The organism is Leptotrichia sp. oral taxon 498 (assembly GCF_002240055.1).
GTDB classification, from domain to species: Bacteria; Fusobacteriota; Fusobacteriia; order Fusobacteriales; family Leptotrichiaceae; genus Leptotrichia; species Leptotrichia rugosa.
On the sequence record NZ_CP016753.1, the window covers coordinates 1,194,808 to 1,211,926 of the forward strand.

Annotated in this window: 12 protein-coding genes; 4 read left to right on the top strand and 8 right to left on the bottom strand. The window is 30.2% G+C overall.

The genetic code is table 11. The annotated features are described in order from the left end of the window. Positions 1 to 33: 33 nt before the first annotated feature. From BCB68_RS05995 to BCB68_RS06010, 4 genes are all read left to right on the top strand, one after another. Positions 34 to 711 carry a hypothetical protein gene (locus BCB68_RS05995; RefSeq protein ID WP_094079947.1) on the top strand — a complete coding sequence of 226 codons (678 nt, stop codon included), beginning with the start codon at positions 34 to 36 and terminating at the stop codon, positions 709 to 711. 162 nt (positions 712 to 873) lie between these two features. After that, on the top strand, positions 874 to 1,920 hold the full coding sequence (locus BCB68_RS06000; protein WP_094079948.1) for a hypothetical protein: 1,047 nt from the start codon (positions 874 to 876) through the stop codon (positions 1,918 to 1,920). 197 nt (positions 1,921 to 2,117) lie between these two features. Next, positions 2,118 to 3,749, top strand: a complete 1,632-nt coding sequence (locus BCB68_RS06005; protein ID WP_237048571.1) for a L,D-transpeptidase family protein — start codon at positions 2,118 to 2,120, stop codon at positions 3,747 to 3,749. A gap of 21 nt (positions 3,750 to 3,770) precedes the next feature. Then, positions 3,771 to 5,399: a L,D-transpeptidase family protein gene (locus BCB68_RS06010; protein ID WP_094079949.1), complete on the top strand. Its 1,629-nt coding sequence runs from the start codon at positions 3,771 to 3,773 to the stop codon at positions 5,397 to 5,399. A 90-nt stretch (positions 5,400 to 5,489) separates the two neighbouring features. Here BCB68_RS06010 and BCB68_RS06015 read toward each other — a convergent pair whose 3' ends face one another. The 8 genes from BCB68_RS06015 to cysD form a co-directional block, all read right to left on the bottom strand. Then, positions 5,490 to 6,944, bottom strand: a complete 1,455-nt coding sequence (locus tag BCB68_RS06015; protein ID WP_094079950.1) for a ComEC/Rec2 family competence protein — start codon at positions 6,942 to 6,944, stop codon at positions 5,490 to 5,492. Then, the gene (locus BCB68_RS06020; protein ID WP_094079951.1) at positions 6,945 to 7,487 is read right to left on the bottom strand and encodes a type II secretion system protein; all 543 of its coding nucleotides are present in this window, start codon (positions 7,485 to 7,487) and stop codon (positions 6,945 to 6,947) included. 167 nt (positions 7,488 to 7,654) lie between these two features. Then, positions 7,655 to 11,224, bottom strand: coding sequence for a pyruvate:ferredoxin (flavodoxin) oxidoreductase (nifJ, locus tag BCB68_RS06025; protein WP_094079952.1), 3,570 nt, complete (start codon positions 11,222 to 11,224; stop codon positions 7,655 to 7,657). Positions 11,225 to 11,508: 284 nt separating this feature from the next. After that, positions 11,509 to 12,342 (bottom strand): sulfate ABC transporter permease, encoded by an 834-nt coding sequence (locus BCB68_RS06030; RefSeq protein ID WP_237048572.1) that lies wholly within the window; start codon positions 12,340 to 12,342, stop codon positions 11,509 to 11,511. Positions 12,343 to 12,438: 96 nt separating this feature from the next. Further along, entirely contained in the window at positions 12,439 to 13,302 is an 864-nt protein-coding gene (gene cysT, locus BCB68_RS06035; RefSeq protein ID WP_094079954.1) for a sulfate ABC transporter permease subunit CysT, read from the bottom strand. A 43-nt stretch (positions 13,303 to 13,345) separates the two neighbouring features. Continuing rightward, positions 13,346 to 14,383, bottom strand: a complete 1,038-nt coding sequence (locus BCB68_RS06040; RefSeq protein ID WP_094079955.1) for a sulfate ABC transporter substrate-binding protein — start codon at positions 14,381 to 14,383, stop codon at positions 13,346 to 13,348. 16 nt (positions 14,384 to 14,399) lie between these two features. Next, positions 14,400 to 16,088 carry a sulfate adenylyltransferase subunit 1 gene (locus tag BCB68_RS06045; RefSeq protein WP_094079956.1) on the bottom strand — a complete coding sequence of 563 codons (1,689 nt, stop codon included), beginning with the start codon at positions 16,086 to 16,088 and terminating at the stop codon, positions 14,400 to 14,402. Beyond that, on the bottom strand, positions 16,088 to 16,990 hold the full coding sequence (cysD, locus tag BCB68_RS06050; protein ID WP_094079957.1) for a sulfate adenylyltransferase subunit CysD: 903 nt from the start codon (positions 16,988 to 16,990) through the stop codon (positions 16,088 to 16,090). Before cysD ends, BCB68_RS06045 begins: the two co-directional genes overlap by 1 nt. Between the last annotated feature and the right edge of the window lie 129 nt (positions 16,991 to 17,119).

Sequence of the window (17,119 nt, forward strand, 5' to 3'; positions counted from 1 at the left end):
ATCTTGCAAATTTCAAATTATGAGGAGAAAAAAATGAAAAAGTTATTAGGTTTACTAGCAATGATATTGGTAATATCGTCATTATCTTTAGCGGAAAATGATCAAGATATTTTAAAGAACATTTCGTTAGATTCTAAATGGAGTCAGACTTATTATGATAAAGACGAGAATGACGCAAATAGACTTGGAAATGAAGGATTTAAGAAAAAAAATAAAGAAAGATTCAGATGGACTGAAGAAGTGGAAGGAACTTTGGGTCTTAACAACGAATGGGGATTAGATGCAAATTTCCATTATCGTGAACATAATGACAGATTTTATGAAGATGGGAAAAGAACACAAGCTAAAGGAGCAGAAAAATTTTCAGTTATAGAATTTGCTAAAGCAGCTCAATGGGGTTCTCTTGACACAACTACAAAATTAGGATGGAGAAACTGGACTTATCGTGAAAATGGTGGGGTTGGTTCTCAACATACAGTTGGACAGTCAAATGAATTTTCAGTTTGGACTAACTTAGGTTACAAAGCTGATATTGATACACCAGTTGGAGTAATTACAATTAATCCAAGAATTGGTTATAGACCAGTAGATAAAAATTATAAAAAAGGAAATGCTTGGAAATATGACTATTATAACTCTGACAGTAAAAGAAAAATCGAAGAAGAAAATGAGTTAAATTTTGGATTAAAAGTGGGATTAGCAGTTAAATAATAAAAAAGAAATATAAACTATTTGCATTTGAAATTTTAAATGCAAATAGTTTTTTTATAAAGAAAATTTGAAAAAGGCTTTACAAAAAGATTTAGTTATGGTAAAATAACATTAAATTACTAGATTAAATTAAAATTTTAGGTTTTTAGGAGGAACTAGAGTATGAAAAAATTATTAGGATTATTAGCATTTATGTTAGCAACTGTATCTTTTGCACAAACTGATCAGGATATTGTAAAAAATGCTTATTTTGATCAAGATTTTAGAGTAAAATACAATGACCAATATGGAGATAAAGCTAACCACATTGGAAATGGAGGATTCAAGAAAAAAAATATAAAAGGAGTAAAATCGAGAACTGAAGTTGGAACAACTTTAGGGTTAAATGATGAAGCTGGGTTAAATGCTAGCCTTTTATACAAACACGAAGTATTTGGAGAATTTGAAAATGGTAAAAGAAATCATTTCCTACAAGCAACTGATTTAGTAGATGGAAATTTATCTAAAGATATTACATGGGGAGATTTAGACACAACTACTAAATTAGGAGTTAGACACTGGACAAATAAAGAGGGTAAAAGACATACAAAAACAAATGGAGAATCAAACGAAATCTACTTTGGACCAACTTTCGGAATGAATGTATTAGGACAAAATATCAAAACAACTTTAGAAGCTGTTTATTTTGGACAAAGACAAAGTGGTAACCAAGATAACAGATACTATAGAAATGGAAATGATGGCGCTAGAAATGGTTGGGGAGCTAACTTATCATTAGGAACTGATGGTAAACTTTTGGATAATAACTTTGGAACAATCAGTTACGATGTAACATTAGATCACTTTTTAAGAGATGCTAGTGGAAAAAATAATAAATCAAATGTTAGACTTGACTATACAGTGGGAGTAGGTTATGATACACCTTCATTTGCTGGATTCTATGCATTTGTTAGACCTGAAAATGAATGGTCTAAACATACTGCAACTGATGGATATGAAAATGAATTCACAGTATGGACTGGATTTGGATATAAAAAAGAATTCGATACTTCAGTTGGAACAATCACTGTTAACCCTAGTGTACGATATTCACCAGTTAACAAATTAACTGACAAAGGTGAATACTGGAATAACGGTAGTGAAAAGAAAACTACAGTTGAAAATAATGAGTTAAGAGCTGGAGTTAAAGTAAGTTTAGATGTTAAATAATTAAAATAATAATAAAGTTGGCGGTGTAAGCTGCCAATTTTTTGTTACAAAAAAATAAAATTATTTCAAAATTGGTTCACAAATGCTTAAAAATTTAGTATAATATAAATGTTAAAAACTAATAATAAAATATAAAAAATGATTTTTAAAATAGGAGAAAAAAATGAAGAAAAAAATTTCAGAAGGGGGAACGCAATTTGAAAAATAGTTTAAAAAAGGTTTTGAGGGGAAAAATAGAAAGGAAAGATAAATCTAAAAAAATAAAAATAAGTATTTTTGCTCTATTAAACGTATTCTTTGGAATGACTTCTACTGCCAGCCAAAACATTAATTTACCTAAGGAATTCACTCAAAATGTAGCTGTTAGTGGGTATGAAAATGCAATTTTTGACTATGATTTTAACAATGATGGAACTGATGAAAAAGTTGTGGTTAGCTATAATGAAGAAAATAACTTTTTAGATGTAGTTGTTTCCATTTACACAAATCAGAATGGGAAAAATATGCTAAGTTATCAAATAACTTTTGATAAAAAGATAAATATTTTAAATTTAGACGAAATGCCTAAATTGCTTAACAAAGTGAAGGAATATTACGGTGAATATTCTAAGAATATGGCATCAAATGAAACTAGGCACATACTGATTTATGATGATAATAGAAATTCCAAAATATTATTTGATAAACTAAAATTTGATAAACATTCACCTAAAGATTTAGATAATTTTTTATTTATAAAAAGTTCATCGGAAATGCTTGATGCGCCGAATGGAAAATCAATTACAAACTTAAAATACAGTGAAAAACCAAAACTTCTATTTGAGATGGTATCAAATGAAAATCCACAAAAATTATACTACACTGAGATTACAAAAAAAGCGAGTACAAATGTAAATCACATTAAAGAAAAAAAATCCAAAATAAAACCTAAAACTTTTAAAGGATTTGTGGTAGATAGAGGAAGTAATGTAATAAAAAGAGGATTTTTTTGGGATAAAATGGTTGCAAAAATGGACAGCGTCAATAAATTTATTGAAGAAGCGATAAATGCTGGAGAAGATATTAATATAATCACGGAATACTCACCACTTTCTCATGATGTGGCAAGTAAAAAAGATAAATTTGGAAATAAAAACAACCAAAGTATAGTAGCTTACACAAATCCTAATAAAAAAGGAGAAATTATAAATGTGCCAGATCAAACTTTATTTAGGATTTTAGGCGAAGAAAAGGGAATGTTAAAAATTGAAACACCATTTTATGGCGGACCTTATTATATTTCTAAAAATCAGAATAATTATAAAAAAGTTGAAAATATAAATGGCGCTGTCAATAAATTCGTTGCTATTGACCCAAGCAGTCAAGCAGAAATGTTATTTGAAAGAGATCCAAAAACAAATAAATATAAAGTTGTAACTTATTCGTTTGTAACGACTGGAAAAGATGGAAGCGGTTCTTATGAAACACCTCATGGGGCGTTTTTAATTGCATTCACAAGAGGATATATGCCATTTACAAGAAAAGCTGGACCTGGAGATACGCCTCTTTCTGGACGACCTGATTTAACAATCGGAGGAGTTGCTAAATTTGCTGTGAGATTCAGCGGTGGCGGATATTTGCATGGAATACCTGTAAATACTCATTTTAAAGGTGAAACAGCTTTAACTGACACGGCTGCAAAAATAGGAACTTATAAAGAATCACATAAATGCGTCAGACATTTCGATGACCAAGTTGGATTTATTGTTGACTGGGTAAATGCGGGAAGTAAAATTAAAGATGGTGATAATACAATACCTGAAGAACCAGTAGTTGCAATAGTTTTATAAAATAAATAAAGGAGAAAAATTATGAAAATAAAAAAAATAAAATTTTTTATTCTAGCATTAGTTTCGATTTCAATGTTTTCGATAAATACTTTTTCAGCTTCTAAAAGCTCACAAAAAAATGATTGGAAAAAAGTAATCCTTGAACCAGATTTAGATGGAGATGGAGTTAAAGATAAGATAGAGGTTGAATATATGCAGTCTGGAGACAGTGTCAAAATGACATTTACACCATTTGTAACAAAGCAAAAAGGAAAATATACAAAAGGTGAAAAAATTGAGAAAACAATTAAAAAAGAAGATTTTGAAAAAGAATTCGACAATTTTACAAAAAGTTATATAGCTGAATATCCTAAAAATCAATCTGTGAAAAAAAAAACACAAAATGATAATAAAAAAGTAAATTCTAATGATGAAAAGAATAAAGATTCAGAAAATTTAGACAATATAAAAAAAGCACAAAATTCTGTAATAACACCTGACAATCAAGATAAAAAAGATGACAAAAAAATTCAAATAAAAAATTCAAATTCAATAAAAGGACCCTACAGTTATTCAACTTACTACTTAAAGGAAAGACCAAAAAATTTGACTTTTAATTATGTTTATGACAAAAATTCGCCAAAAGATATGGATGAATTTGTTTTTATCAAAACTAATTCAAATATTAGAAAAGAGCCAAATGCAAATGCCAAAGTTATAAAAGAAGCAAAATATGGAAATAAATTTAAAGTTGTCGGAGTTGTTAAAGGTAATGGCGATGGAAAAGGCGAATGGTACGAAGTATTTTTTGACGGCCAGCTTGGATATATTTCAAAATCTGTTGCTGAAAAAAGAGAATTTGACTGGGATGATATGATGAAAAAGGTGGATAAAACAAATGCTTTTATCAATGATGCACTTGCAAAAAGTAAAAAAATATATGTTTTGGACGATTATGTTCCACTAGGTGGAAGCAGTGGCGGGAATCGAGACAAATTTGGGAATAGAGCAAATCAAAGTGAACCAGCCTACTCTAGTTCAAGTTTTAAAGATGCGATAAATATACCTGATAGAACGATTATGACCATTGAAGAAGACAATGATAAATATACAAAAGTTAAAATAGACGCTTTTGATGAAGGAACTTATTACATAAAACCTTCAACTCGAAAGATGTTAAAAGATTCTGGAATAACTAAAGAAATCGAAAGATTTATCTATGTTGACAGAAGCAGCCAAAATGAAATGATTATTGAAAAAGCAGGAAATGACTGGAATGTAGTTACTTCATCATTTGTAACAACTGGAAAAGATAGTGGAAGTTCTTTTGCAACACCATATGGAACATTCTTAATCGCTTATTCAAAACCTGTTATGCAATATACTGGCTCTGATAATAAAGCTGTGGTAGGAGATGCTAAAAATGCCGTAAGATTTAGCGGTGGCGGATATATGCACAGCATCCCTTCACTATTTGAGCCAAAAAATACAAGGGAACAAAGAAAAAAAGCTACAGCTGCAAAAATTGGAACTTATCCAGAATCACATAAATGTATAAGACATTACGACGACCAAATCAAATTTATTTACGATTGGTTAGGAAATTCGACTCCTAATGATAAAAATGGACTTAGAACTCCAAGTAAACCAACTGTGATGTTAGTTAAATAAAATTATGTTTAAATTTTTAAAATAAAAAAGAAAATATCTTAAAAATTAGATATTTTCTTTTTTTCATTATTTTTTATTATTTTTTTTTTACTATTTTTTATCAAATATAAAAAATGGAATGATTTTGAAAACTAAAATAAACAAAATTATATAAAAACTAAAAATGAATAAAATCGAAAATTTTTGTGAAACTCCAATTTGAAGCAGTGGAATTTTACTTCCAGCGTAAATAAATCCTTCAAATGAACCAAAAACAATTTTTGTGATAAATACTAAAATTGAATTTAAAAATGTTATTTTTAATATATTTACAAGCATTATAAAAAATAAAATTTGAATTACAATCGTTCCAATTGGCACACCAATTATATTTAATAAGAAAGAAAATAATGGCAATTTTTGAAAATAATATAAAAATAAAGGAATACTCGTAAATTGAATTACAAAACTTAAAAACATTAAGTCAACAGTATTTCTTAAAATTTCATTTTTTATTTTAGAAAAAATTGACTTTTCAAAAAATTTTTTTATTGGTGGATACACAAAGATAATAGCAATTACCGCCATATAAGAAAGCTGCATTGAAATATCAAAAATCGAATAAGGATTTAGTACAACATTTACAACAAACGATATTAAAAGTGATTTTTTACTCTCTTCTTTCTCAAATAAAATTCTCGCTAAAATCATCATCGCACCCATGATATAAGCTCTTAAAATCCCTGGAGAAAATCCTATCAATGCACAGTAAAATGTCAAAATAACGAGAGCAAAAATATATTTTGGACGATATGCCAGCGAAATCATGTCCAAAAGTTTGACAATTCCAATGATGACAAGGGAAATATGCGTTCCAGAAATCACAATTAAATGTGCAAGTCCCGTATATTTGAATTTATCTTTCATATCTTTTGAAACTTCAGATTTTTCTCCTAAAATCGCTGCTTTTGAAAAAGCGTAGAGGTTGTCTTCAGTCAAAAATAAATCGTCAAAAATATTTAAAATATATTTTCTAAAAATATTTAGTTTTGACTCTTTCCAACCAATTATTTTTCCATCAAAAGTTGTATAATTATTTTTTGTCGTAATTCTTTTTACATCAAAGTTTATCAAATAAGTCCCGTATTCAAAATTTTTTGTATTTTTTATGGATGCCTGATTTTTTAAATATTTGTTATTTATTTTCAAAATGCTTCCACGACTTCCATCCATTTTTACATAAAGAATTTTTTCCCCTTTTAAATCACCTTTAAAAGTTACAAAATTAAGATAAAAAATAAAGATTATAACACCAACTAAAAATAAAATAATAATTTTAAAATTATTTTTTATCTCTTCAATTCCAATTTTTTTATTGAAAAAATTTAAAAAATTTTCTTTTTCTTTTTGAAGTCTTTTTTGTAATTCAACTTTTTTCTTTTCTTTTTCTTGAAATTTTTTCATTTGTAAATCATATTCTTCAAGAGAACTATTTTTTTGTGTTTTTTTATTTTTTTGAATTTCTACTTTTTTAAAATTAATTTTATCAAAATCCCTTTTTTTCATTTAAATTTCTTCTTCCCACAAACTTGCTTTCAAATAATCTTCGTTCAACTTTATTGGAATTTTTGCACGATAAATGCTTATAATCGGATATTTTGCTGCATTTATTGTGTTTGTAGAAATTCTGTAATATATTTTTTCGCCTTTTTTATCCAAAAGATAAATTGAAAATCCTTTTTCAAAATTGCCTTCATTTGTGGTATTTCTCAAAAAATCGGCATTTTTATTGGAATTGTTTGTCATATAAGACAGATTATCTGAAATTTTTAATTTATCAATTATCTCTTTTTTTCCTTTGACATTATCTAAAAAATATGCCATTTTTTCAGATATTTTGAAATCCAATGTATAAATTTTTTTATTATATTGCGCATATTGCTGAATCTTACGGATAAAGCTACTTATATTTCGCTTCTGGATTGCAAATTCTTGGAGCTGTTTTTGTTTTTGTAAATTATTTGAAATAGCTAAAAATAAAATAGCTACGATTGAAATGTATAACAAAACCTCAACAAGAGTAAATCCGCTTGATTTATTCTCGTTCATTTTAACCGTCCCCTTCTCTTTTTTATTTCTTTTTTTATTTCTCCCCTTGATTTTATTATACAATAAAAATTAATAAAAATCAATATATAATTAATTTATTTTTAACTTAAAAAACTATCTCAAAAATTTAAATTTTAAGATAGTTTTTTTGTATTATTATTTTTTTATTATTCTTCTACTGAATAGTCAATCGACGCTAGTCTTCTGTAATAATTCCAAGTTGCTCTTGAATCACTCATATTAGCTTCAAGTAATACTTTCGCTTTTTCTGGGAATTCTTTTGCAAGTGTTGCGTATCTTCTTTCACCCAATAAAAATTCCTCATATTTATCCCAAGCAGGACTTCTTGAATCTAATTGCAATGGATTTTTACCTTTTGCAACCAACTGTGGATCAAATCTGAATATTGGCCAATATCCAACTTCTGTAGCTAATTTTTCTTCTGACATAGCTTTACCCATACCTGTTTTAATTCCGTGTTCGATACAAGGCGAATATGCTATAATTATTGAAGGTCCTTTGTAATTTTCAGCTTCTCTTATCGCTTTTAATGCTTGGTTTTGATTTGCTCCCATTGAAATTTTTGCAACATATATATTTCCATATGTCATAAGCATTGCTGCCAAATCTTTTTTCTTAGATGGTTTTCCTGATGCGGCAAATTTTGCAACAGAACCTGTTCTTGATGATTTAGATGCTTGTCCTCCTGTATTTGAGTAAACTTCCGTATCAAGTACCAAAATATTTACATCTTGTCCTGACGCAAGTACGTGGTCAAGTCCGCCAAATCCGATGTCATAAGCCCATCCATCTCCACCAAAAATCCAAATTGATTTTTTAACTAAATATTGTTTTAATGCTATCATATCATCAATTTTTGCTTTAATTTCAGCATCAGTTGCAGCTTTACTTTCTTTTTCAAGCAATTCTACCAATTTATCTCTAATTTCAGCTGTTTTATCTCCATTGTCAAAATTTTCGATAAAGTTATTAAACAATTCTGCCAATTCTGGTGAAACTTTTTCTTTAATTTCTTCCATATTTTCCAAAATTCTTTGTCTGATCGTATCGATTGCGTGATGCATTCCAAATCCGTATTCTGCATTATCTTCAAATAGTGAAGAAGCCCAAGCTGGTCCACATCCACTCTCAGCTGTCGTATACGGTGTTGAAGGAACTGAAGCTCCATAAATTGAAGAACATCCTGTCGCATTTGCAACCATCATTCTTTCACCAAATAACTGAGTTACTAATTTTATGTAAGGAGTTTCTCCACAACCTGCACACGCTCCAGAAAATTCAAATAACGGTTTTGCAAATTGTGAACCCTTTACAGTATTTTTACCTAAAATTTTATCTTTGTATGAAACATTGTTAAATAAATAGTCTGTATATTCAACTTCATTTTTTTCAATTTGTGATTCAATAGGTTTCATAACGATTGCTTTTCCTTTTGGTGCAGGACAGACATCTACACAGACGCTACATCCTGTACAATCAAGAGTCGACACTTGAATTTTAAATTTCAAGTCATTCATTCCACGACCCATTGCTTTAATTGTAGGCATTCCTTCTGGTGCTTTAGATATTTCTTCTTCATCTATTAAAAATGGTCTGATTACAGCATGTGGACAAACATATGCACATTGATTACATTGTATACACATATCTGGCTGCCATTCAGGAACTTCTGAAGCAACTCCTCTTTTTTCATAGTTAGCTGTTCCGCTTTTGAATGTACCGTCGACCATTCCGTTTTCAACGATTGCAGATACCGGCAATTCATTACCTTTCATTAAATTAATTGGGTCAACGATTCTTTTTATAAACTCTGGTTTTGCTTCATCTATAATTTTTTCATCAACTTCTAAATTTGCCCATTCTGGTAATACTTCCACTTCTTCCAGTCCATCTGTTCCTTTGTCAATCGCATTCCAGTTTTTCTGGACTATGTCGTCCCCTTTTCTACCGTAACTTTTTTTAGCGTATTCTTTCATGTATTCTTTAGCTTCTTCATAAGGAATTACATTTGCTAAATTGAAAAATGCCGATTGCATAATTGTATTTGTTCTATTTCCCAAACCGATTTCTTTTGCCAATTTTGTCGCATTTATGATGTAAAATTTAGCTTTTTTAAGTGCTAACGCTCTTTTAACTTCATTCGACAGGTGTTTAACTAATTTTTCCTTGTCCCAAATTGTATTTAATAGAAATGTTCCACCTTCTTTTAATCCTGAGATCATATCGTATTTTCCAAGATATGCAGCCACAGAACAAGCGACAAAATCTGGTCTAGTTACCAAATATGTCGAACGAATTGGCTTTCTACTGAATCTTAAGTGGGAACGAGTAACTCCTCCCGCTTTTTTAGAGTCATATGCAAAATATCCTTGTGCATACAAATTTGTTTTATCCCCGATAATTTTAATTGAGTTTTTATTCGCCCCAACTGTTCCATCTGAACCAAGTCCATAGAATAGACATTCTTTTACATCATCATTTCCTGTAAACACTTCTTCTTCCAAAGCTAGTGAAGTAAATGTTACGTCATCAATAATTCCTATTGTAAAGTTATTTTTTATTTCTTTTTGCGCCAAGTTTTTATAAACTGCGACTATTTGTTCAGGTGTTGTATCTTTTGAAGAAAGTCCATATCTTCCTCCAACAATTTCAGGCGCATTTTCTTTTCCATAATAAAGCGCTTTAATATCTGTGTATAAAGGTTCTCCAACAGCACCTTGCTCTTTTGTTCTATCCAAAACTGCAATTTTTTTAACTGATTTTGGCATTGCATCAAAGAAATATTTGCTTGAAAAAGGTCTATATAAGTGTACATTTAAAACTCCTACATTTTCTCCTTTTGCGTTCAAATAATCTACTACTTCTTTTATTGTTTCATTTACTGATCCCATTGCAATTATTACTCTTTCAGCATTTTCTGAACCGTAATAAACAAATGGTGCATATTTTCTTCCAGTATATTCGCTTATTTTTTGCATATAGTCATTTATTATGTCTGGTACCGCTTCATAGTATTTATTTTGAGCTTCTTTTGCCTGAAAATAAATATCGTCATTTTGCGCTGTTCCACGAGTTACAGGATTTTCTGGGTTTAACGCTTTTTGTCTGAATTCATGCAAAGCATCTCTATCGATTAAACTTTCCAAAAATTTATAATCCATAACTTCCACTTTGTTAATTTCGTGAGAAGTTCTAAATCCATCAAAAAAGTGTAATGTTGGAACTTTAGATTTTAGTGCTGAAAGATGTGCCACTGCTGCTAAATCCATAACTTCTTGCACAGAGCTTGTTGCAAGCATAGCCCAGCCAGTCATTCTCGCTGAATAAATATCTTGGTGATCTCCAAATATTGAAAGTGCATGGGAAGATAGCGAACGAGCTGCCACATGCATAACTCCTGGCAACAATTCCCCTGCGATTTTATACATATTAGGCAACTTTAAAAGTAGCCCTTGTGATGCAGTAAAAGTCGTAGTCAGTGCTCCCGCTTGAAGTGAACCGTGAACCATTCCTGCAGCTCCTGCTTCTGATTGCATTTCCACAACTTTAACTGGTTTTCCAAATATATTTTTTTGTCCGTATGCCGCCCATTGGTCAATTACTTCAGACATAGTTGATGACGGCGTAATTGGATAGATTCCTGCTACTTCAGTAAATGCGTATGCCACATGTGCCGCAGCCATATTTCCATCCATTGTTTTCATTTCTTTAGCCATTTTTCCCTCCAAAAATTAAAATTTCATAGATTTTCTATGATTTTATCAAATACATTTTATAATTAAATTAATAGAAATAATTTCTATTATCTAATTTAATAAATTATCCACAATTTTATTAAATTTTATCTTCAAATATATATTTTTAGAAAAAATAATTATATAAAAATGATTTGATTTTTAACAACTACTAATACAAATTGTAATATCTTTTTTCTTGGTTGTCAAGTATTATTATATATTTTTTAAACTATTTTTGTCAATTAATTTTTTTATTGAAATTTTCAAATTTTTTCTGATTTATGTTCCACAATATTTTTTATTATAAGAATAACTATTGAAACTAAAACAAGTATTGATGATACTGCAAACGCTGAGGTTATCGCATCCGATGTTCCCGATAAATAAAGCGCATCTATTTCAAGCGGCAATGTAAATGTTTTTCCCCTTGCCTTTGACAGAGCATTTACTGCACCAAATTCTCCTAAAGCTCTTGCTGTACAAAGTATTATTCCGTAAAAAAGTCCCCATTTTATCTGCGGAAAAGTTATTTTTCTAAAAATCGTGAACCCACTTGCTCCCATCAACGCTGCTGCTTCTTCTTCAGCTTTTCCTTGTGCATTCAAAATCGGAATAATTTCTCTTGCAATAAACGGAAATGTGACAAAGATTGTAGCAAGAATTACTCCTGGAATTGCAAATACAATTTTTATATCTAGGACAAAAAATTGATTTATTTTTTCAATAATCGCATTTGCCCAGCCCATTCGACCAAAAGTCATAATAAAGGCAAGTCCCGCTATTAAAGGAGAAATTGAAAAGGGAATATCAATTAATGTCGCAAGAATATTTTTTCCACGAAAAGAAAATTTTGTTATTAGCCACGCAACTGTCACTCCAAAGACAGTATTTACCAAAACTGCTGAAACTGTAGCAATTATTGTAACTTTTAATGCTGATAAGACATTTTTATCCGTTATGCTGCTAAAATAAAACTTCCAGCCTTTTTGAAGTGAATTTAGAATTATTGAAGCGAGTGGCAGCAAAAGCATTGTAAATACAAATAAAAAACTTATTGTGATAAGAACATATTTTATTATATTATTTTCTTTTTTCATCATTATTTTCTCCATTTTTTATTTTTTAAATACAAATATGTTTATGCAAATAAACACAATTTTTTTTTCTTTTTCATTTTCTCTATTTTTTACTTTTTAAATATTATTTGTTCTTTTAAATTGTTTCATTTGCACCATATTTATTAAAAACAGCAAAATAAAAGAAATTACTAACATAAGTAAAGCTATTGCCGTTGCTGATGGATAATCCACATAATTTAATTTTTGCATAATTACATATGAAATAACTTGCGTGTGTTCTTTAAAACTGTTTCCAGAAATATAAATTACACTTCCATACTCGCCAATTCCTCTTGAAAAAGCCAATCCAAATCCTGTGAGAAGCGCAGGTTTTATCTCGGGAAAAATCACTTTAAAAAAAGTCGTAGTTTTATTTGCACCCAAAATATATGCGGCTTCTTCATATTGACCGTCCAGTTTTTCCAAAATTGGCTGGACACTCCTCACAACAAAAGGAATTCCGACAAATATTAAGGCTATAACAATCCCTATATGAGTGTACGAAATCTTTATTCCAAATTTTGCAAAATACTTTCCAACCATTCCCGTATTCGAATACATTTTCGCAAGAGTTATTCCTGCAACAGCTGTTGGAAGCGCAAAAGGAAGTTCTAGAAGTCCATCTAAAAATCTTTTTCCAAAAAAATCATATTTTACAAGAACCCAAGCTAAAATTAAGCCAAAAATGCAGTTTACAACCGCTGCTAAAAAAGAAAGTGAAATACTTGTAAACAAAGCATAAACAACTGATTTTTGCGAAATTAACTTCCAAAACTGACTCGGCGACAATTTAAACGAATAAATCAGTATTGAAACAAGCGGGATTAAGACCAAAACTGAAAGCATCGCAAGTGTTATTCCAAGTGATAAATTAAATCCAGGAATTGTCGCTTTAGCACTTTTTTTTACAAAAAAACTTTTCTTTAATTTTAATAACATCTTCCACTTCCTTTCTATTCTATTCTATATTTTAACCTATATTTTAATTTTCCATAATTTTGTCAAAAATTTTACCTTCTTCAAAAAATTTCTCATAAACTTTTTTCCATCCACCAAAATCTTTTATTGTTGTTAGTTTCATATTCAAATTAAATTTATCCTTATATTTCTCAAGTATTTCTTTATTATACGGTCTATATCCGCTTTGTGCTATAATATTTTGAGCTTTATCCGAATATAAATACTCCAAATATTTTTGGCTAATTTGAAAATTTCCATTTTTCTTTGCAATCTTATCAACTACAGCAACCGTCGGCTGAGCTAAAATACTTATAGTCGGATAAACAATCTCAAAGTCATTTGGATATTCTTTCACTGTTGCAAGTGCTTCATTTTCCCAAGAAATAAGCACATCTCCTTGTCCATTTTCCACAAAAGTTGTAGTTGCAGCTCTAGCCCCAGAATCCATAACCGCTACATTTTTATAAATTTTTTTCACAAATTCACTAATTTTATTCTCATTATTATTTCCAAATTTTTTCATTCCATAAGACCAAGCCGCCAAAAAATTCCAACAAGCTCCTCCACTGCTTTTTGGATCTGGAGTTATGACTTTTACTCCATTTTTTGTCAAATCATCCCAATCTTTTATATTTTTAGGATTTTTCCGTCGAACGAGAAACACAATTGTCGAAGTATATGGCGAAGAATTTCCTGGAAAATTATTTATCCAGTTTTTTCCTAATAAATCAACTTTTTCCAAAAGCGAAACATCATTTTCTAGCGCCAAAGTTACAACATCCGCATCAAGCCCTTCAATTACAGAACGAGCTTGAGAACCTGAACCACCGTGAGACTGCACAATTCTTACATCTTTTCCATATGTCTTTTTATAATATTCTGAAAATTCCTTGTTATATTTTTCATATAATTCACGAGTTGGATCATATGAAACATTTGTAATTTCTATTTGAGATTTTTTATTTTTAATTTTAGCATTTTGTCTTATAATTCCAATTGTATATAAAATTATTGCTGCAAAAATAAGAATTATTGGTATTTTAAAATTTTTTATTCCCATTTTTCCCCCTTTTGTGCTATATCACATAAGAGTAATCGGTGCTCACAACTCTTCTATAAGTTTCAAATTTCGCCCATTTATTATGAATTTCAGAAATATTTTTATTTTTTTGCCAGTCTTCTAAAAAGTCTTGCATATCCTGTTTTTTATTGATATTTAGTGCACATCCCCCTGTATCTACAAGCGGAAGTCCTGTGTAATGATAATCAGAAAGTTTAATTATATCAAAAATTTTATAATTTCTCACAAGCACTGCTGCGCCATCTTCAACTGAAATAATGTCAAAATATTCTGGATATTCAAAACTATCCCCTTTTCCAGTAATTTTGTCATCCACAAAATAAGTTTTTTTATTTTCTTCAGATTTAGAAAGTCTTGCGTTTTTTAAGTCAAAATACATTTCTTCAAAAATATAACCATTTTTTATAACTATGTCATCTTTTTGAAAATACGGTATTTCTTCGCTAACTTTCACATTTTCCACAACTCCAGCGGCAGCCGTCTGATGTGACAATCTATCAATTAAGATAAGTTCTCCCAAAACCTTATTTTTCTTAAATTTATCAACTATCACTTTATCCGAAAACTCTATTTCACAAAGTGCAATTTCATTTTTAGTTATTGAATCTATTTTTATCTTTTCTCCAGTATTTACATCAATTTGGTATTCAACTTTTTTAATTATCGCAGGAATTTTTTTAGTTCCAATTTTTGCCAAATACTCTTTTCCAATTGTCAATTTATCATCGTCCATCCAAAGCAATGTTGCACTTATATTTTTTGATGCAAAAAGTTCATTATTGTCAGTTATAACCGAACCACGGCTCACATCCACTTCCCTATCCAGCTGAATAGTTACTGCTTGTCCTACAAAAGCGCTATCTACGGTTTTATCTCCATTTAAAATTGATTTTACAACGGCAGTTTCATTACTTGGCAGCACAGTTACAGTTTGTCCAACTTTCACTTCACCGCTCTCGATTTGCCCTTGAAATCCTCTAAATTCATGATTTGGTCGACAAACTCTTTGAATTGGGACATAAAAAGATGAATTTTTATCTTCGCTTGTAACATCGACTGTTTCCAAATATTCAAGAACACTCTCACCTTTGTACCATTCCATATTTTTTGATTTTGTTGTAACATTGTCACCTTCAGTTGCACTCACAGGTATAATTTTAATATTTTCTAAATTAAGTTCTCTTGCAAGTTCATTAATCTGTGCCACAATTTCGTCAAACTTTTCTTTGCTATAATCTGCCAAATCCATTTTATTTACCGCAAAAACAAAATATTTAATTCCGACTAAAGAACAAATTCTTGTGTGTCTTCTAGTTTGAATTAAAACTCCTTTTGTGACATCTAAAAGTAAAATTGCAACTTGTGCAAAGGATGCCCCAACAGCCATATTTCTAGTATATTCCTCATGACCAGGAGTGTCTGCCACTATAAAACTTCTCTTATCTGTCGTAAAATAACGATATGCCACATCTATCGTTATCCCCTGCTCTCTTTCTGCAATAAGTCCATCCAGAAGTAGCGAATAGTCGATTGCACCGCCTCTTGAACCAACTTTACTGTCCAAAATAAGTGCTTCTTCCTGATCCGCATAAAGTAATTTGGAGTTGTATAAAATATTTCCAATTAAAGTGGACTTCCCGTCATCCACACTTCCGCAAGTTATAAATTTCAATAATTTTGCCATTAAAAATACCCCTCTCTTTTTCTTTTTTCCATGCTTCCAGCACCGTTATCGCTGTCAATGACACGGCTTGTACGCTCTGATTCCACCGAACTTAATGTTTCATCTATTATTTCTTCCAAAGTTACGGCATTTGATTCAACAGCACCTGAAAGCGGGTAATCTCCAAGCGTTCTAAATCTTACCATTTTCATTTCAGGAACTTCTCCGTCATTTAATCTCATTCGCTCGTCATCCACCATAATTAAATTTGATCCTCTTTTTACAACAGGTCTTTCCTTTGCTGAATAAAGCGAAACTATTGGTATATTTTCTCTTTTTATGTATTCCCAAATATCTTTTTCAGTCCAATTTGAAATTGGAAAAACACGGATACTTTCCCCTTTATTTATTTCAGTATTATAAAGTTTCCACATCTCAGGTCTTTGATTTTTTGGATCCCAAGCCTGATTTGAATTTCTAAATGAAAAAATTCTCTCTTTTGCCCGACTTTTTTCTTCATCTCTTCTTCCACCACCAAATGCGGCAGTAAATCCATATTTATTAAGTGCTTGTTTTAACGCCTGAGTTTTCATTATGTCTGTAAAAGACGAGCCGTGGTCAAAAGGATTGATATTTTTTTCAACGCCTTCAGGATTAATGTATTCAAGCATCTCAATCCCCAACTCTTTTGCCCTCCTATCTCGAAACTCTATCATCTCTCGAAATTTCCAAGTCGTGTTCACATGTAAAAACGGAAATGGCGGTTTTTCTGGATAAAATGCCTTCATTGCCAAATGCAGCATAACAGAACTGTCTTTTCCAATTGAGTAAAGCATAACTGGATTTTCACATTCCGCCGCTACTTCTCTTATGATATATATCGCTTCTGCTTCTAATTCATCTAAATGAGATAATTCTTTCATATTTTACTCTCCTTTTCTTTTTTTTATTATAAATAATTTTTACGTTTACTTTTATTTTTCATAGCTCATTATCGCATATAACATTTGTACAATCAATTGTATATACAAATTAATTAGACTTAATTTTAC